The sequence below is a fragment of the Phytohabitans flavus genome (genome assembly GCF_011764545.1).
GTDB lineage: Bacteria > Actinomycetota > Actinomycetes > Mycobacteriales > Micromonosporaceae > Phytohabitans > Phytohabitans flavus.
In genome coordinates this window covers 7,764,343-7,782,036 of sequence record NZ_AP022870.1, presented here as the reverse complement: position 1 = coordinate 7,782,036, position 17,694 = coordinate 7,764,343, and the positions used below count along the sequence as shown (strand labels likewise).

13 protein-coding genes and 2 pseudogenes are annotated in these 17,694 nt (G+C 71.6%); 6 read left to right on the top strand and 9 right to left on the bottom strand.

The genetic code is table 11. The annotated features are described in order from the left end of the window. The first annotated feature begins 31 nt into the window (after positions 1–31). Both Pflav_RS34410 and Pflav_RS34405 read left to right on the top strand, forming a co-directional pair. Entirely contained in the window at positions 32–1,660 is a 1,629-nt protein-coding gene (locus Pflav_RS34410) for an endonuclease/exonuclease/phosphatase family protein (RefSeq protein ID WP_173040900.1), read from the top strand. 12 nt (positions 1,661–1,672) lie between these two features. After that, complete coding sequence (locus Pflav_RS34405) at positions 1,673–3,655, top strand: potassium transporter Kup (protein ID WP_232072242.1); 1,983 nt, start codon at positions 1,673–1,675, stop codon at positions 3,653–3,655. A 223-nt stretch (positions 3,656–3,878) separates the two neighbouring features. On the opposite strand, the gene Pflav_RS47680 is transcribed toward Pflav_RS34405, so the two are convergent. The 5 genes and pseudogenes from Pflav_RS47680 to Pflav_RS34390 form a co-directional block, all read right to left on the bottom strand. Then, positions 3,879–4,904, bottom strand: coding sequence for a xanthine dehydrogenase family protein molybdopterin-binding subunit (locus Pflav_RS47680; protein WP_269474647.1), 1,026 nt, complete (start codon positions 4,902–4,904; stop codon positions 3,879–3,881). Further along, on the bottom strand, positions 4,895–6,115 hold the full coding sequence (locus Pflav_RS47675; protein ID WP_197938804.1) for a xanthine dehydrogenase family protein molybdopterin-binding subunit: 1,221 nt from the start codon (positions 6,113–6,115) through the stop codon (positions 4,895–4,897). Before Pflav_RS47675 ends, Pflav_RS47680 begins: the two co-directional genes overlap by 10 nt. Then, on the bottom strand, positions 6,112–6,429 hold the full coding sequence (locus Pflav_RS46595; RefSeq protein WP_232072241.1) for an FAD binding domain-containing protein: 318 nt from the start codon (positions 6,427–6,429) through the stop codon (positions 6,112–6,114). Before Pflav_RS46595 ends, Pflav_RS47675 begins: the two co-directional genes overlap by 4 nt. Beyond that, a pseudogene (locus tag Pflav_RS46590) lies at positions 6,426–7,036 on the bottom strand (FAD binding domain-containing protein). The gene Pflav_RS46595 and the pseudogene Pflav_RS46590 overlap by 4 nt, the downstream one beginning before the upstream one ends. 37 nt (positions 7,037–7,073) lie before the next feature. Then, positions 7,074–7,601, bottom strand: a complete 528-nt coding sequence (locus Pflav_RS34390; protein WP_173040899.1) for a (2Fe-2S)-binding protein — start codon at positions 7,599–7,601, stop codon at positions 7,074–7,076. 75 nt (positions 7,602–7,676) lie between these two features. Here Pflav_RS34390 and Pflav_RS34385 point away from each other — a divergent pair, with 75 nt between their 5' ends. The 4 genes from Pflav_RS34385 (at position 7,677) to Pflav_RS34370 (ending at position 12,197) form a co-directional block, all read left to right on the top strand. Continuing rightward, positions 7,677–10,331 (top strand): ATP-binding protein, encoded by a 2,655-nt coding sequence (locus Pflav_RS34385; protein WP_173040898.1) that lies wholly within the window; start codon positions 7,677–7,679, stop codon positions 10,329–10,331. A gap of 69 nt (positions 10,332–10,400) precedes the next feature. Continuing rightward, positions 10,401–11,387 carry a protein kinase domain-containing protein gene (locus tag Pflav_RS34380; protein ID WP_173040897.1) on the top strand — a complete coding sequence of 329 codons (987 nt, stop codon included), beginning with the start codon at positions 10,401–10,403 and terminating at the stop codon, positions 11,385–11,387. A 29-nt stretch (positions 11,388–11,416) separates the two neighbouring features. Beyond that, positions 11,417–11,854, top strand: a complete 438-nt coding sequence (locus tag Pflav_RS34375; RefSeq protein ID WP_173040896.1) for an FIMAH domain-containing protein — start codon at positions 11,417–11,419, stop codon at positions 11,852–11,854. Between the two features lie 103 nt (positions 11,855–11,957). Beyond that, entirely contained in the window at positions 11,958–12,197 is a 240-nt protein-coding gene (locus Pflav_RS34370; protein ID WP_173040895.1) for a DUF6458 family protein, read from the top strand. 82 nt (positions 12,198–12,279) lie between these two features. Here the strand turns inward: Pflav_RS34370 and ahcY are convergent. The 4 genes and pseudogenes from ahcY to Pflav_RS34350 all read right to left on the bottom strand — a co-directional run bounded on the left by ahcY (position 12,280) and on the right by Pflav_RS34350 (position 17,659). Beyond that, a pseudogene (ahcY, locus tag Pflav_RS34365) lies at positions 12,280–13,738 on the bottom strand (adenosylhomocysteinase). 174 nt (positions 13,739–13,912) lie between these two features. Continuing rightward, positions 13,913–16,105 carry an MMPL family transporter gene (locus tag Pflav_RS34360; protein ID WP_173040894.1) on the bottom strand — a complete coding sequence of 731 codons (2,193 nt, stop codon included), beginning with the start codon at positions 16,103–16,105 and terminating at the stop codon, positions 13,913–13,915. An 81-nt stretch (positions 16,106–16,186) separates the two neighbouring features. Then, positions 16,187–16,789, bottom strand: coding sequence for a TetR/AcrR family transcriptional regulator (locus Pflav_RS34355; RefSeq protein ID WP_173040893.1), 603 nt, complete (start codon positions 16,787–16,789; stop codon positions 16,187–16,189). 78 nt (positions 16,790–16,867) lie between these two features. Continuing rightward, positions 16,868–17,659: an alpha/beta fold hydrolase gene (locus Pflav_RS34350; RefSeq protein WP_173040892.1), complete on the bottom strand. Its 792-nt coding sequence runs from the start codon at positions 17,657–17,659 to the stop codon at positions 16,868–16,870. Positions 17,660–17,694 lie beyond the last annotated feature (35 nt).

Below are 17,694 nucleotides of genomic sequence, written 5' to 3'. Positions count from 1 at the left end.
CGATCTTTCTGGAACGCGTCCGGAGGTGGTCATGCGCGGGCGGTTTGCGGCCCTTGCCGCGGCGTTGGTGGTGGCATCGCTACTGACCGCGCCGGGAGCTGCGGCGGGGCACGAGGCGACGCAGCGGGTACGGGTGATGAGCCTCAACGTCTTCTACGGCGGTGACGAGCTCGACCTGGAGACCGGCGACTTCTGCGCGGAGCCGGACGGGTGTGTGGAGACGCTGCGCCAGGTCGAGCGGCTCATCCGCCGGTCCGGGGCGGACATCGTCGGCGTGCAGGAGACGGAGCGGAACACCGAGCGCATCGCCGCCGCCATCGGCTGGTACGGCAGCAACCACGCGCACGTGATGTCCCGGTTCCCGATCATCGACCCGCCCGGCGCCGACGGCCGGTACGTCTTCGTGGTGGTGGCGCCCGGCCGGGTCGTCGCGGTCGCCAACACACACCTGCCCTCCGACCCGTACGGCCCGTACCTGGTCCGGGACGGCGGGACCCGGGCCGAGGTCCTCGCGCTGGAGCGCCAGACCCGGCTGCCGGCGATACGCGACCTCGTGCGGGTGCTGCCAGGGCTGGCCGCTCGCGGGATACCGGTGCTGCTGACCGGCGACTTCAACAGCCCTTCCCACCTGGACTGGACACCGGCGGTCGCGGCCGCCCGGCCCGAGGTGCCCTACGCCGTCCGCTGGCCGGCCAGCGCGGCACTGGCGGACGCCGGTCTGGTGGACACCTACCGCGAGGCGCATCCGGACCCCGTGGCCGTACCCGGCTTCACCTGGACGCCCGGCGGCCCGGAGTCGGACCCGGCCGAGGTGCACGACCGCATCGACTGGGTGCTGCGGGCCGGCCCGTCGCGCACTGTCGACAGCAAGGTGGTCGGCGAGGTGGGCGGACCGGACGTCGGGGTGGGGCTCTCGCCGTACCCGTCCGACCACCGCGGCGTGGTCTCGACGGTGGACGTCACGCCGGCCGTGCCGCCGGTGCTCGTGGCGCCGGCGAGCCGCAGCGCAACCATCGGCTCGGCGCTGGACGTCGCGTTCCACGCGCCCGGCTGGCCCGGTGAGCGGGTGACGCTGCGTGACGAGCGAGGCCGGCTGGTGGGTGCCCGCATGACCGGTACCCGTGACGGCGAGGTCCGGTTCGGCACGCGCGGCCTGGCCCGCGGCCGGTACGAGGTGGCGCTGGAGTCGGGCGGCCGGGTGCTGTCCCGTACAGCTGTGTGGCTCTACCCGGCGGGCGAGCCGGCGAAGGTCTTCACCGACCAGCGCACGTACCGGGTGGGCGAGCGGATCGGCATCGACTGGACGAACGCGCCGGGCATGGGCCTGGACTGGATATCCCTGTTCCGCTGCCCGGACCGTGGCGCGTGCGACGACACCGCTAACTACCTGGTCTACGACTACACCGGCGGAGCCATCGAGGGTGGGCTCACGCTCGGGCCGCAGGCGCTGGAAGGAAACGAGAGCTGGCCGCTGCCCCGGGCCGGTACGTGGCTCGCCTACTCCTCGATGACGGCTACCGGGCGGCCGCCGAGTCCGCACCGTTCACCATCGCGGAGAAGCACCGCTGACCTGCGCGGACCCGGTGTAGGCAAGCGCGGCGGTCGGTACTGTCCGGGCAGGGGGTGCGGGCGAATCGGGCGCCTCAGCCACGGACAGTGAGGAAGGCGCGCGATGAGCGTTCCGGAGCCGAGCACCCCACCCTCCCCAGCCATGCAGCCGACCGTGCGCGACACCGCGCGGCTGGCAGTGGTGGTCGGCGCGCTGGGTGTGGTGTTCGGTGACATCGGGACAAGCCCGATCTACACGATCCAGACCGTGTTCAACCCGGCGGATCCGCATCCCGTCCCGGTCAGCGACGAAAACGTGTTCGGGGTCGTCTCGCTGATCTTCTGGTCCGTGACGATCATCGTCACGGTCACGTACGTGCTGCTGGCTATGCGCGCCCACAACGACGGCGAGGGCGGCATCATGGCGTTGATCACGCTGCTGCGCCGCTCCGGCGCCCGGCGCGGTCGGCGGATCGCCGGCGTGCTGGCCGGGCTGGGCATCTTCGGCGCCGCGCTGTTCTTCGGCGACAGCATGATCACGCCGGCGATCTCGGTGCTCTCCGCAGTCGAGGGCATAAGGGTGGTCGAGCCGGCGCTGGACCCCTTCATCGTGCCGATCGCCGCGGTGATCATCCTGCTGCTGTTCCTGGTGCAGCGCCGAGGCACCGCAGCGGTGGGCCGGCTGTTCGGGCCGGTAATGATCCTGTGGTTCGTGGTCATCGGCAGCTTCGGTGCCGCGGGCATCGCCCAGCACCCGGACATCCTCAAGGCGCTCTCACCCACGTACGCCCTGGGATTCTTGGCCGGCCACTTCGGCATCGCGTTCTATGCCCTGGCCGCGATCGTGCTGGCGGTCACCGGCGCCGAGGCACTCTACGCCGACATGGGCCACTTCGGCCGCCGGGCGATCAGCCGCGGCTGGCTGGGGCTTGTGTTTCCCGCCTGCCTGCTCAGCCACTTCGGCCAGGGCGCGCTGATCCTCGCCGACCCGGCCAACATCAGCAGCCCGTTCTTCCTCCTCGCGCCCGGGTGGGGACGGGTGCCGCTCGTGCTGCTGGCCACCGCCGCGACGGTGATCGCCTCGCAGGCGGTGATCACCGGGGCGTACTCCGTCGCGTCGCAGGCCGCCCAGCTCGGCTACCTGCCCCGGCTGCGGATCACGCACACGTCGGAGTCCACGGTCGGCCAGATCTACGTCCCGTGGATCAACTGGCTGCTGCTTGTCTCGGTGCTCACGCTGATCTTCGCGTTCCGCAGCTCGACGGCCCTGGCGTACGCGTACGGCATGGCGGTGACCGGGACCATCACTATCACCACGCTGATGTTCTTCTTCGTCGCCCGCTGGCGGTGGAACGCGCCACTGTGGCTGGTCGCCGTCGGCGCGGTGCCCCTGCTGCTGGTCGACCTGCTGTTCGTCGGGGCCAACCTGACCAAGCTCATGCACGGCGCGTGGCTGCCGCTGCTGATCGGCGTCACCGCGTTCACGATCATGACCACCTGGCAACGCGGCCGCCAGATCGTCAGCGCCGAGCGCGTAGAGCGAGAGGGTTCACTGCACGACTTCGTCGAAGCCCTGCGCGACAACCCGCCGATCACCGTCCCGGGCACCGCGGTCTTCCTCAACCGCGGCAAGCAGACCGCGCCACTGGCCATGCGGGCAAACGTCGAGCACAACCACGTCCGCCACGAGGAGGTCGTGATCATGTCGATCGAGACCGAGCCGGTGCCGCGCGTGCCGGCCGAGCGGCGGATCATGGTGGACGACCTCGGCTACTCCGACGACGGGATCATCCACGTACGGGTCCGGTTCGGCTACCTCGAGACCCCGGACGTACCAGCCGCGCTCGCGATGATCGATCCAGCGGTTGCCGAGCGTCAACTGCGGATGGACGAGGTGTCGTACTTCCTTTCCAAGATCGAGCTACGGCGCGGACCGGCGCCGACGATGGCGGTGTGGCGCAAACGGCTCTTCATCGCCACGTCCCACCTCACCGCCGACGCCGCCGAACACTTCGCGCTGCCCGCGAGCGCACGGTCATCATGGGCTCACACATCGAGGTCTAAAATCCTTGGGGTCAGGTTGGCCTCGGTGTCATGTCGCGAATAAAGATCCAAAACCAAGGAAGTTGAGCTACCGCGATGTCCGCCGGGCTCCAGACCGCCGCTCCCGCAGCCTCACCCTCCGCGATTGGTCAGCTCACCCCGGGGTCGTGGTCGGCCGACCACGACCTTCGCCGCCGGGTCCGCTCCGCCTAGCTCGGCAGATCGTGGTACCCAACGGCCCCAGAGGGGCAGTTCGATACCACGATCTCTCGCGTACACGCCCTCGACTAGGGCGGGTCCATCACGAGCTCGGCGGTCATCGGCAGCTTCCGGATCCGCCGGCCCGTCGCGTGGAAGACCGCGTTCGAAATCGCCGCGGCGGCGCCGACCTGGCCGATCTCCCCGACGCCCTTGGCGCCGAGCGGGCCGACAACCTCGTCGCGCACCTCGACCAGGTCGATGGTGACGTCGGGGGCGTCGGCGTTGACGGGTACCAGGTAGTCGCCCAGGCTTGTCGCGCTCCACCGCCCTGTCCGCGGGTCCATCGGGTTGCCCTCCAGCAGGGCCTGGCCCAGTCCCCACAGCATCCCGCCCATGAGCTGGCTGCGGGCCGTCTTCGGATTGAGCACCCGGCCGGGCGCGAACGCCGCGTTCATCCGCCGTACCCGGACCAGCCCGAACTCGGGGTCGACGGCGACCTCGGCGAACTGCGCCCCGAAGGTCAGCAGGCCGTGCGGCGTGTCCGGCGGCGGTGGGGTCCAGCTGCCCAGCGCCTCGGCGTCCTCGAGGTGGTGGCGGCCCATGACCTCGCCGTACGTCTCGCCCACGTCCGGCCGCGAGCGCAGCCGCATCCGTCCATCCTGTACGTCCACATCGGACGGATTGGCGCCGTGCAGCGGGGAGGCGCTGTCCGCGATCGCCATCGCGATGAGCTGGTCGCGCAGGGTGGTGGCGGCGTTGTGTACCGCGGCGCTGACCATCATCGCCCCGGACGAGCCGACCGCGGCCGACGTGTTCGGCAGGTCGGTGTCGCCGGCCTCGAAGCGGACCGAGTCCATCGGCAGCCCGAGCCCGTCGGCGGCGACCTGGGTCATCACGGTCGTGACGCCGGTGCCGATCTCCTGGGTACCGGTCTGGACCACCGCGTCGCCGCCGGCGTAGATACGGGCGCGAGCGCGCTGGGTCGGCATCATGAACGCGACCGGGTACGCGGCGGCGGCCATCCCGGTGCCGATCAGCCAGTCCCCTTCCCGGCGCATGCGGGGCCGCGGGTCGCGCCCAGCCCAGCCGAACGACTCCGCCGCTACCCGCAGGCACTCCGCCAGTCCGTCGCTCGACCACGGGTGGCCCGCGGGTCGGTGTCGCCGTGGCAGCGCAGCCGCAGCTCGACCGGGTCCACGCCGAGCGTGTACGCCAGCTCGTCCATCGCGGTCTCCAGCACGAACACGCCCACCGTCTCGCCCGGCCCGCGGGTGAACGTGGCCGTCATCGTGTTGCCCTTGACCAGGCGGTGGACGCCCTCGACGTTCGGGGACGTGTACAGCTGAAGGGTCGCGTTCGTCGCCGGCTCGGCCCAGTCGTCGAACTGCGAGGTGAGCGCCAGCTTGTGGTGCCGCACCGCGGTCAGCGTGCCGTCCCGCTTGGCGCCGAGCGACAGCGCCTGCTCCTGCTCCTCCCGGTGGCCGGTCGACGTGAACGCCTCGGTGCGGGTCAGCATCAGCCGTACCGGGCGGTCGACCTGCCGGGCAGCCATCGCCGCCAGCGTCACGTGCGGCCAGGTCATCGCCTTGCCGCCGAACCCGCCGCCGACGAAGTGCGTGATCACGCGTACATCCGAGACCTGGAGGCCGAGCAGGTGGGCGACGGTGAGCTGGGTGGCCCGGATGCCCATCGTGGAGTCGTACAGCGTGAGCCGATCGCCTTCCCATGCGGCGGTGGTCGCGGAGGTCTCCAGCGCGTTGTGGTGGTTGGCCGCGAAGTGGTACGACACGTCCACCCGTACCTCGGCGTCGGCGAGCCCGGCGTCGACGTCGCCGAATGCCATCCGGGCCGGCAGGAGCCCACCGAAGAGCATCTGTGGCTCGTAGGCGGAGCCGCGGCCCTCGTCGAGCGTCGTGATCGACGGCGTCCGCTCGTATTCCACCTCGACCAGGGACGCGGCCCACTGGGCGCGCTCGTGACTGTCTGCCACGACGAGCGCGACCGGCTGGCCGGCGTAGTGCACCACGTCGTCCTGCATCGGGAAGAAGCTCTCGCCGGGTGCGGCGGCCCCGACCAGCGACGGCAGCAGGTGTGGCGGCTCGGCGATCTTGGGCAGGTTTTCGTGGGTCAGCACGGCGAGGACGCCGCCGGCGACGAGCGCCCGATCCGTGTCGATCCGACGGATTCGTCCACTCGGGATCGTCGCGCCGACGATGGTCGCGTACGCGAGGTCCGGCAGCACGACCTCGGCCGTGTACCGGGCCCCGCCGGTGACCTTGGCCTGCCCGTCGACCCGATCCACAGGCGTTCCGACCACGCTCATGCGGCACCCGCCAGCACCCGCACGATCGCCCGCTGGGCGAGTGGGACCTTGAACGCGTTGTGCTCGCGCACCTCGGCGGCGCTCAGCTCGGCGGCGGCCGCCCGCTCGAACGCCTCCTGGGTCGCCGGCCCGTCCATCAGCTGCTCCTCCGCGATCGTGGCCCGCCACGGCTTGGTGCCGACGCCACCGAGCGCCAGCCGTACGTCCCGCACGACGCCCTCCGAGACCTCCAGCGCCGCCGCGACCGAGACCAGCGCGAACTCGTACGATTGGCGGTCGCGGATCTTGACGTAGGTGGATCGGGCCGCGATCACATCCCCGGCAGGTCCACCGCGACGATCAGCTCTCCCCGGCCCAGCGGGTGCTCGCGCTCCGGCGCGTCGCCGGGGAGCATGTAGAAGTCGTTGATCGCGATCGACCGCGAGCCGCCGGGACCGATCACGTGCACGACCGCGTCGAACGCGACAAGCGCCACAGCCAGGTCGGACGGATGGGTCGCGATGCAGTGCGGGCTTGTACCTAGCACGGCGTGGCCGCGGTTGATCCCCTCCAGCGCGGCGCAGCCGGTACCCGGATCCCGCTTGTTGCAGGCGGAGATGCCGTCCCGGAAGTAGCCGCACCGCACCCGCTGGCAGAGGTTGCCGCCGATCGAGGCCATGTTGCGCAGCTGCTCCGACGCCCGAGCAGCAGCGCCTGCGACACGGCTGGGTAGCGGGCCATCACGCGCTGGTCGCGGGCGACGTCGCTCATCCGGGACAGGGCGCCCAGCCGCAGGCCGCCGCCGGGCAGCTCCTCGACCTCGCGGTACGGCAGCTCGTTGATGTCGACAAGCAGGTCGTGCCGGTGTACGCCGATCCGCAGCAGGTCCACCTCGGTGGTGCCGCCGGCCAGGAACGCCGCGCCCGGGTTACGCCCCACCATCGCGACCGCCGTGGCCGCGTCGTGTGGGCGCGCGTAGCTAAGCGGTCGCATCCCGGACCTCCCTGATCGCCGCGCGGATGTTCGGGTACGCCGCGCACCGGCAGAGGTTGCCGCTCATGTACTCGGCGATGTCGGCGTCCGTGCTGGCGTTCCCTTCGCCGATCAGCGCGACCGCCGACATGATCTGTCCGGACGTGCAGTACCCGCACTGGAACGCGTCGTGCTTGATGAACGCCTTCTGCATCGGGTGCAGCTCGTCGCCCTCGGCCAGCCCCTCGATGGTGGTGATCTCGCGCCCCTCGCAGGCCAGTGCCAGCGTGAGGCAGGACAGCACCCGCTTCCCGTCCACCCACACCGTGCAGGCCCCGCAGGTGCCCTGGTCGCAGCCCTTCTTGGTACCGGTGAGGTCGAGGTGTTCGCGGAGCGTGTCGAGCAGGCTCACCCGTGGCTCGACGCCGACGAGGTATGTCGTGCCGTTGACGGTGAGCGCGGCGGGCGCGCTTCCCGGCCCGCGGGCCTCCGCGCGGGTATCCCCTGTGACGGCGACAGAGATCTCCAGATCCATCGCCAGAGTGTCAAACGGGTACGCTTCTGCCGACTTCGGTCAGATGACCTCCGCCGTGACTTAAATTGTCATGCGGTGACACGGGGGACCCAGGTGGGTGCCGCGTTGACAGGGCGCGATGAGGAGCTCGAAACCATCGCGACCGTGCTCGACGTCGGCGCTCTCCTACTGACCGGCCCGGCCGGCAGCGGACGATCGGCACTGCTCGAGGAGGCGGCCGAGCGGGCGACCGTGTCCGGGATCCGGGTGCTGCGCGGTGCCGGCAGCGCGTTCGAGGCCGACCTCCCGTACGCCGGGCTCAACCAGCTGCTCTGGCCACTGCACGCCGACGTCGACGGGCTCGGCGAGGCGCACCGCGAGGCCTTGCGGTCCGCGATGGGCTTGGACGCCGGACCCGCCCCGGACCGGCTTGTCGTCGCCACCGCGACGCTCACGCTGCTGACCCGCGCGGCGCCGGTACTGCTGCTCGTCGACGACCTGCACCGGATCGACGCGGCCAGCGCGACCGTGGTGGGCTTCCTGGCCCGCCGGCTCGACGGCAGCGGTGCCGCCCTGCTCGCCGCGACCGACGCCGGCGACGACCTGGCCGGGATCCGCACGCTGGCCGTCGGACCGCTCGACGAGAGCGCGGCAACGGCGCTGCTCACGGCCTCTTTCCCAAATTTGGCCGGTACGGTGCGCCGGCAGCTGCTCGCCGCCGCGCAGGGCAGCCCGCTGGCCCTGCACGAGCTGCCGGCCGCGCTGACCGCGGCCCAGCGCACCGGCACCCATGACCTGCCCGATCCGCTGCCGCTCGGCCCTCGCCTGACCGCGCTGTACGGCGCCCGCCTCGCCCCGCTGCCCGCGCCGACCCGCCGCCTGCTGCTGCTCGTCGCGCTCGACGGTCCCGACGGCTCGGCCGCGCTGGCTACCGCCGGTGACCTCGCTGACCTGCTGCCGGCCGAGCGCGCCGACCTCGTCGCCGTCGACGCCTGCCGGGTCCGGTTCCGCGAACCGCTCGCCCGTTCCGCCGTGGTCGCGCTCGCCCCGCCAGGCGAGCGCCGGGCGGCACACCGCGTACTGGCCGAGAGCACCGACCGCCCGGAACGCCGGGCCTGGCACCTGGCCAGAGCGACGCTCGGCCCGGACGAGCGGGTGGCCGGGCTGCTCATGCGGGCCGCGCACAGCCACCGGCGGCGGGGCGACGCGGCCGGCGCGTTCGCGGCGATGGTCCGGGCCGCCGACCTCAGCCCGCGCGGCGCCGACCGGAGCCGGCGGCTGGCCGAGGCCGCCTCGGTACGGACCGACGTCGACCTGCGTGGCGTGTCCCGGCTGCTCGGCGACGCCCGGCACGCGGACCCTGGCCGGCACGGCTCGGTACCGGCGGCGGTGGCCTCCGCGCACCTCGTGCTCAACGGCGACGGCGATGTCGATACCGCCCATCGCGTGCTCGTCGCCGCGCTCGACGATCGCGACCCTGCGCACGTCGACGCGTTGCACGCGTTGCTGACCGTCTGCGCGTTCGGCGGCCGGGACGAGCTGTGGGTGCCGTTCCACGCCGCAGTCGCTCGGTTGCGCCCCGGGCCGCCGACGTTGCTGGCGCTGGGCGCGTCGCTCGTCGCCGACCCGGCCCGCGCGACGCCGAGCGACCTCGCGCTCCTTGACGACCTGATCGGGCGGCTGCACGACGAGGTCGACCCGGCCCGCATCGTGGCGGTGGGCCGGGCCGCCCTTTTCGTCGACCGGATGCCTGCCTGCCGGGAGGCGCACCGGCGGGTCGTACGCGACGGGCGGCGCGGCGGTGTTGTCGTCGCCGTGGCCCGCGCGCTGGTCAACCTGTGCCTGGACGCCGTGCGTACCGGCCGCTGGGCGGAGGCGACGCGGCTGGCCGCCGAGGGGCAGGCGCTGTGCGAGGCCCACGGTTACCAGACGCTGCGGTGGCCGCTGCGGTTCGGCGCGGCGCTGGTCGCGGCCGGACAGGGCGACGAGGCCACGACCCAGGACCTCACTGCCCAGATGCTCCGCTGGTCGGCGGCGCGCGGGGCATGCTCGGTCGCGCAAGCCGCACACCACACACTCGCCGTCTCGGCACTCGGTCGGGGTGACGCCGAGGAGGCGTACCGGCACGCGGTCGAGGTGAGCCCGCCCGGCAGGCTCGCCGCCAACGCACCGCTGGCGCTCTGGTCCGCCATCGACCTCGTGGAAGCGGCTGTGCGTACCGGCCGGGAGGTCGAGGCAGCCGCGCACGCCGCCGCGCTGGGGCAGGTGGCGGCGCTCTCCCCGCGGCTTGCCCTCGTCGCGCGGGCCGCGGCGGCGACGGTGGAGCCGTCGAACGAACGGTTCGGGGCGGCTCTGGCGGTACCGGGTGGCGAGCGGTGGCCTTTCGACCTGGCCCGGGTGCGCCTGGCGTACGGCGAGTGGCTGCGCCGCCACCACTCCACGTCCGCCGCGCGGGAGCAGCTGGCCGCGGCACAGTACGCCTTCGAGCAGCTCGGCGCGGTGCCATGGACGGCGCGGGCCGAGGCCGAGCTGCGCGCCGCCGGTGCGACACCCGCGGCCGGCCCGGCCGTGCTGACCCCGCAGGAACGTGAAATCGCGCTGCTCGCCGCGACCGGCCTGACCAACAAGGAGATCGGGCAGCGGCTGCACCTATCGCACCGCACGGTCGGCGCCCACCTGTACCGGGTCTTTCCCAAGCTGGGCATCGGCTCCCGGGCGGCGCTTCGCGACGCGCTGTCGATCCCGAAGTAACGCCGCCGCGCCGCCGTGCGCTTATACATAGGCGCCGGTGGCGCCCCGTGTGGGAGGGGATCAGGGCACATGGCGGACCACATCATCGGCGACCGGTACCGGCTGGAGGAGCAGCTCGGCCGCGGCGGAACCGCGACGGTGTGGCGCGGCGTCGACCTGGTCACCGGCACACCTGTGGCGGTCAAGGTCCTGGACCGCGAGCACGCGACGCGGCCGGTCGCCCTGGAGCGGCTGCGCCGGGAGGCCGAGGCGGTGGCCCGGCTGGAGCACCCGAACATCGTCGCGAGCCACGAACTCGCGATCGACGGCGAGGCCGGGTTTCTGGCCATGGAGCTCGTCGACGGCCCGAACGTGGCGGACCTGCTGTTGAACGGGGGGTGGCTGCCGGTCGAGCAGGCCGTGGCAGTCGCCGAGCAGGTCTGCGCCGCGCTCGCGGCTGCGCACCAGGCCGGGGTCATCCACCGCGACATCAAGCCCGGCAACCTGATCGTAAGCCGCTCCGGCCAGGTGAAGGTGTGCGACTTCGGCATCGCGCGGCTTCAGGATCGCGACGGTAGCGCCGCGCTCACGGCGCACAGCCAGGTGATCGGCACGTGTGAGTACATGGCGCCCGAGCAGGCCACCGGCGAGCCGGTCGACGCGCGCACCGACCTGTACGCGCTCGGCTGCGTGCTGTACGCGATGCTGACCGGCCGGCCGCCCTTCGTCGGCGAGACCGCGGTGGCCGTGCTGCACCAGCACCTGAACAATGCGCCCGTGCCCGTGCGTACCGTCCGCCCCGACGTGCCGCCGGAGCTTGACGACCTCGTCGGCCGCCTCCTGGCCAAGCGCCCAGCGGACCGGCCGGCAACGGCTGACCAGGTACGCGAACGGCTGACCGCGTCCCGCGGCGCGGTCGCCGCCATCGCACCGGTCACCGTGATGCTCCCCCGCCTTACCGGTCGGCATCGGATGGCGACCCCCTGGCCGACTGGGTGCCCGACTGGCTGCCGGACCGGGCGACCGCAGAAGCATGGCTGCGGCGGTGGTGGATCAGCGTCGTCTCAGCCGCGGTGATACTTGTCACGGCGATCACCGTCGCGGTCGTGGTCACGGGCCGGGATCCGGAGCAGCCGGCGGCCGCCGCACAGGCAGGCGCAGACCCAACCAGCCCGACGCTCGACCCCAGTCCCGACCTGGTGGACCCGACACCCGCCCCAACGAGCGCCGCACCGACTACCCCGGCCCCTTCGCCCACCTCCCGCAGGCCGTCCAACGGCCCGATCGATCGCCTCGCCGCCTTCGTGACAACTGCTGACCAGCTCGTTCAGAGCGGTGATCTGGATCGGAAAGCAGGCCGGGATTTGCAGCGGAGAGCCGCCGGAATCGCCGTGTCGATACAGAACGGGCGGCACGAATCCGCCGTGGAGCGGCTCCACGATCTGGACAAGCGGCTGAGAGAGCTGCGCGAGGACGACGACCTGAGCCGCGCCGGCTTCGCCGCGCTCGACGTCATCGATCCGATCATCGACTCGCTGGAATAGTCGCAGGATTGCCTCCAAAAAGGACATGGTTGGCAATCCGGCCAGGTTCGACGTATGGCCAGGTTGGGTAAGTCAAGGGCGTCCCCCAATCAAGGAGGCCCTCATGGGTATCGGAGCCTGCGTGTTCCTGATCGCGGTCGGCGCGATCCTCACCTTCGCGGTCGACGCGAGCCTTGGCGGCATCGACATCGACGTCGTCGGCTGGATCCTGATGGGCGCCGGTGTGCTCGGCCTGATCATGACGACGATGATCTGGGGCAACCGCCGCCGGACCGTGGTCGCCGAAGAGCCGGTGGAGTACCGGCGGGTGGAACAGCGCCGGGACGTCTCCCCGCCGCTGTGACGGCGCGGCGAATGCCTCTCCAGGGAGCCGGTTGCGCGAAGCCGCCCGGGTCCGATGTGGACCCGGGCGGCTCAGGGTTGGATCAGTAGCGGTAGTGCTCGGCCTTGTAGGGCCCTCGATGTCGACACCGAGGTACTCCGCCTGCTTCTTGGTGAGCGTGGTCAGCCGCACGCCGAGCGCGTCGAGGTGCAGCCGGGCCACCTTCTCGTCGAGGTGCTTCGGCAGCGTGTACACCTTGGTCTCGTACTCGCCCGGCTTCGTGAACAGCTCGATCTGGGCCATCGTCTGGTTGGTGAACGAGTTGGACATAACGAAGCTCGGGTGACCGGTCGCGTTGCCCAGGTTCATCAGGCGGCCCTCGGAGAGCACCAGGATCGCGTGCCCGTCCGGGAAGAGCCACTCGTGTACCTGCGGCTTCACCTCGGTCTTGACGATGCCCGGCACGCGCCCCAGCCCGGCCATGTCGATCTCGGTGTCGAAGTGGCCGACGTTGGCGACGATCGCGTTGTGCTTCATCCGGGCCATCTGCTCGGCCATGATGATGTCGGTGCCGCCGGTCGTGGTGATGAAGATGTCAGCCTGCTCCACCACGTCTTCGAGCTGGACGACCTGGAGGCCCTCCATCGCGGCCTGGAGCGCGCAGATCGGGTCGATCTCGGTGACCACGACCCGGGCGCCCTGGCCGCGCAGCGACTCGACCGCGCCCTTGCCGACGTCGCCGAAGCCGCAGACCACCGCGAGCTTGCCGCCGAGCATCACGTCGGTGGCGCGGTTGAGGCCGTCGACCAGGGAGTGGCGGATGCCGTACTTGTTGTCGAACTTCGACTTCGTCACCGAGTCGTTCACGTTGATCGCCGGGAAGAGCAGCCGCCCTCGCGGGCCAGCCGGTAGAGCCGGCCCACGCCGTTGGTGGTCTCCTCCGAGACACCCCGGATACCCGCCGCGAGCCGGGTGAACCGCTTGGCGTCGTCGGCGAAGCTGACCCGCAGCGACTCCAGGATCAGCTGGTACTCCTCGTGATCCTCCGCCTGCGCCTCCGGCACCGCGCCGGCCGTCTCGAACTCGACGCCCTTGTGTACCAGCAGCGTGACGTCACCGCCGTCATCGACGATCATGTTCGGCCCCTGGCCGTCGCCGAAGTCGAACAGCTGCATCGTGCACCACCAGTACTCCTCCAGCGTCTCGCCCTTCCAGGCGAACACCGGAGTGCCGGACGGGGCCTCGGTCGTACCCTCCGGCCCGACGACGACCGCGGCGGCCGCCTCGTCCTGCGTGGAGAAGATGTTGCAGGAGACCCAACGCACCTGGGCACCGAGCGCGACAAGCGTCTCGATCAGCACGGCCGTCTGGATCGTCATGTGCAGCGAGCCGGCGACACGTGCCCCACGCAGCGGCTGCTGCTCGGCGAACTCCTGCCGGATCGCCATCAGGCCCGGCATCTCCTGCTCGGCGAGCCGCATCTGGTGGCGACCGAAGTCGGCCAGAGACAGGTCGCGAACGGCGAACTCGACACCGTTCAGCTTCTGAATGGACAACGACATAGGAAGAGGACACCTCCTCTGTAGGAGGCGCCCTTCAAACCCGGCAGCCGTGTCGAGCGTGGCGGGCTCCAATGGCCCGTTGCAGCGCCTCTCGACCGGTGCGACGCCGTCCGGCGTCGCACCCACCATAACCCCAATCCCGGTGACCGCGCGACGTCAATCCCGCGCCCGGTGTTACCTCCGCCCGCCGGCAGCCGCTGTCAGATCGTCGTCTGGCGCCCGCTCGCCGGTCTCGACCAGCTGGTGGCGAAGCTTTTCGCCCTCGACGTCCACGTTGGGCAGAATGCGGTCGAGCCAGCGGGGCAGCCACCACGCCGAGCGGCCGAGCAGGGTCATCACCGCGGGGACGATCGTCATCCGTACCACGAACGCGTCGAAGAGGATCGCCACCGCGAGCGCGAAGCCGATCGACTTGATCAGCGCCTCGTGGGACAGGATGAAGCCGGCGAAGACGCTGATCATGATGATCGCGGCCGCGGTGACCACGCGCGCGCCGTGGCCGAAGCCGATGACCACCGCCTCGGTGGGCTGGGCGCCGTGCACGTACTCCTCGCGCATCCGGGTGACCAGGAAGACCTGGTAGTCCATCGCGAGCCCGAAGACGATGCCGACCAGCAGCACGGGCAGCAGCGACATGATCGGCGCGGTCTCCTCCACGCCGAAGAGCGCGGCCAACCAGCCCCATTGGAAGACCGCCACCACCGCGCCGAACGTCGCCACCACCGAGAGCAGGAAGCCCAGCGTGGCCTTGAGCGGCACGACGACCGACCGGAACACGAGCGCCAGCAGCACGAACGCGAGGCCGACCACCACCGCGAGGTACGGCACCAGCGCGCTGCCCATCCGGTCGGAAACGTCGATGTTCATAGCGGTTTGCCCGGTCACCGACAGGTCGCCGCTCAGCGAGCCGTCCGCGTCCCGGATGGCCGCGACGAGGTCTTCCGTGGCGGCGCTGCTCGGCGCGCTGGCGGGTATCACGGTGAGTAGCGCGGTGTCGCCGGCCGGGTTCAGCACCGGTGGCGCGACCGCGGCCACGTCGGGCAGGGCCATGATCGCCTGGCTGGCCTCGGCGGCGGCGCCCTGTGCGTCCGGCGAGTCGACGACGACCGTCAGCGGCCCGTTGAATCCAGGGCCGAAGCCCGCGCTGAGCAGGTCGTACGCCTTGCGCTGGGTGGTGTCGGGCGCGGCGGTGCCGTCGTCCGGCAGGCCGAGGCGCAGGCTCAGCGCGGGAATAGCGATCACGCCGAGGGCGAGCACCGCAGTGGCCAGCACCGCGGCCGGCCGGCGGGTGACGAAGCGGGCCCATCGGGTACCGGCGGTGGGCTTGCCGTTGCCGGTGCTCTCCGGGTCGCGCCCGCGCCGGCCCATGATCCGCTGCCCGGCGAACCCGAGCATTGCCGGCAGCAAGGTCAGCGCGATCAGCACGGCAACGACCACTGTGGACGCCGCGGCGAGCCCCATCTCGGTGAGCAGCGGGATGTTCACCACGGCGAGCGCGGCCAACGCGATCACCACGGTCAGGCCGGCGAAGACCACCGCGGAACCGGCGGTGCCGCCCGCGCGGCCCGCGGCCTCCTCGCCCTCGTGGCCGGTGGCCAGCTCATGCCGGTACCGGGAGACGATGAACAGCGCGTAGTCGATGGCGACCGCCAAGCCAAGCATCAGCGCGAGGATCGAGGTGGTCGACGCCATGTCGACGAAACCGCTGACGATCATGATGCCGGAGATCCCGATGCCGATCCCGATGATCGCGGTGAGCAGCGGCAGGCCGGCCGCGACAAGCGACCCGAACGTGATCACCAGCACCAGCGCCGCGATCACGATGCCGAGCACCTCGGTGGCCGAGGTCTCGACCGGCGGCTGGAGTGCGTCGCCGCCCATCTCGACGGTCAGCCCAGCCGTGCGGGCCGGGTCCGCGGCGGCCGTCAACGCCTCCCGCGACTCGTCGGTGATGTCCATGCCCTGCACGGGGTAGGTCACCTGGCTGTACGCGACCGTGCCGGCGGGGTTGACGCCGCCCACCTGGAACGGGTCGGTCGCCGCACCCACCTGTGGCGCCACCTTCAGCGCGGCGACCGTCTCCTCGATCGCGGCGCGGCTCTCCGGGTCGGCGAGCGTCTTACCGGGCGGCGCGGCGAACACCACCCGCGCGGTCGCACCGCCCGCTCCCGCCTGCGGAAACCGCTCGCCCAGCAGGTCGATGGCCTTCTGCGACTCGGTACCGGGGACCGTGAAGGCGGTGGAGGTCGACCCGGACAGCGTGAGGGCGCCGACGCCGAACGCGGCCAGCACCGCCAGCCACAAGACCAGCACGAGCCGCCGGCGCCGGTACGAGAACCGCGCTAGCCGGTACAGATAGGTAGCCATGGGACATCTCTCCCCTGTAATGAGGCGTGCGTGCTCGACCCCCGCCGCCGGTATCCGGCGGGGGTTGTGGGCCTGGTGGACTTAGCGGAGCGGCTCGCGCAGCCCCGCGGCGAGCTGGTCGAATGCCTCGGTCAGCAGGTCGGCGAGCCTGCGGCCGGTCTTGTCCGTACGCGAGACGTCGATCGCGGCGAGCAGTCCCGCGTGCAGACCCGTGGCGAGCAGGTGCGGATACAGGTCCTGGTCGGGATCGGTGCCGGAGCGCTCGGCGAGTGCCTCGACGACACTGCGCCCGAGCTCCTCCTTCAGTGCGTCGTGGCGGCTGGACAGCGTCGGGCTTGTGTCCATCAGCCGCATCCGGGTGGCGATCTTGTCGACGCTGTCGGCGCTCGTGGCGATCAGCTCGTCGGCGACGTGCCGGATGGCTTCCATCGCCGACTCTTCAGCCGGCCGGGCGCGCAGCGCGGCCACCACCTCGCGGACGAAGTCCCACATCGCCGCGAGGATGGCCTCGTCCTTGTTGGCGAAGTAGTTGTGGAAGGTGCGCGGCGACACCCCGGCCGCATCGGCGATCGCCTCCGCGGTCACGTGCTCAACGCCGCGCTCCTGGGCCAGCTGGATCGCAGCGTCGGTCAGCGCCGCACGGGTCGCCGCCTTCTTCCGCTCACGCAGTCCCGGATCGCTCACCCTTGAGAAGCTAGCAAACTTGCCGAGAGTCGGCAAAGTTGCTGGCAGTCGGCAAGTTTGTGTGGTCGCCCACACCGGTCAAGCCGTGCCAGTGCCCAGGTACCTCGCGAGCACCCGAGCCCACTCGTCGGGGCGCTCCAGGTGCAGGTCATGCCCAGCGGCCGGGATCGTGACCTGCCGCGTCTCAGGCCGTCGGGCGATCATTTCGGCGATCTCCGCGGCGCCGATGATGCCGCGCTCGCCGAGCACGAGCAGCGTTGGGCAGGTCAGCCGCTCCCAGTCGGGCCAGTGCTCGGCCGCCGCCACCGGCCGCAGCGCGTCGACCAGGATGTCCACGTCGAAGCGCGGCCACAGCCCGTCCGCCCGCTCCTCGAGGCCATCCACCCACGCGCCGGCCGACGGCGGCCCGCCGAAGAAACGCTCGGCATCCGCCCGTGTCGCGAAGGGTGCCGGCCACGACCGGAGCCATCCCTCGACGGCCTCGACGCTGGCCCCGCCCGCGCCACCAACACCACCCTCGACCAGCACCAGGCGGTCCACCAGGTCCGGGTGCGCCGCGGCGGTCAACATCGCGGTGTGCGCCCCGAACGACTGCCCGACCAGCGCCACCGGGCCGCCGCCCAGCTCGCGGATCACGGTGGCGACATCCGCGACGTACGCGGCCCGGGAGACGTCCGCCGGGCGGCGGGTGCTCTGGCCGTGGCCGCGCAGGTCGAGGGCGAGCACCCGGTACTCGCCGGCAAGCGCCTCGGCGGTGCGCCGCCACTCTCCACTGTGGCCGGCCAGTCCGTGCAGCAGCAGCACCGGACGCCCGGACCCGCCGTACTCCCGGCAGTGCAGCCGCACCCCGCCCTGCCATAGATCGACCACGGAAACGAGGCTATGTCAGGGGTCGCCGATAGGTT

Excerpts from the sequence above, each read along its gene's own strand:
- Pflav_RS34410 (WP_173040900.1), top strand. The coding sequence starts at position 32 with ATGCGCGGGCGGTTTGCGGCCCTTGCCGCGGCGTTGGTGGTGGCATCG.
- Pflav_RS34405 (WP_232072242.1), top strand. The coding sequence starts at position 1,673 with ATGAGCGTTCCGGAGCCGAGCACCCCACCCTCCCCAGCCATGCAGCCG.
- Pflav_RS47675 (WP_197938804.1), bottom strand. The coding sequence starts at position 6,115 with ATGAGCGTGGTCGGAACGCCTGTGGATCGGGTCGACGGGCAGGCCAAG.
- Pflav_RS34390 (WP_173040899.1), bottom strand. The coding sequence starts at position 7,601 with ATGGATCTGGAGATCTCTGTCGCCGTCACAGGGGATACCCGCGCGGAG.
- Pflav_RS34380 (WP_173040897.1), top strand. The coding sequence starts at position 10,401 with ATGGCGGACCACATCATCGGCGACCGGTACCGGCTGGAGGAGCAGCTC.
- Pflav_RS34370 (WP_173040895.1), top strand. The coding sequence starts at position 11,958 with ATGGGTATCGGAGCCTGCGTGTTCCTGATCGCGGTCGGCGCGATCCTC.
- Pflav_RS34360 (WP_173040894.1), bottom strand. The coding sequence starts at position 16,105 with ATGGCTACCTATCTGTACCGGCTAGCGCGGTTCTCGTACCGGCGCCGG.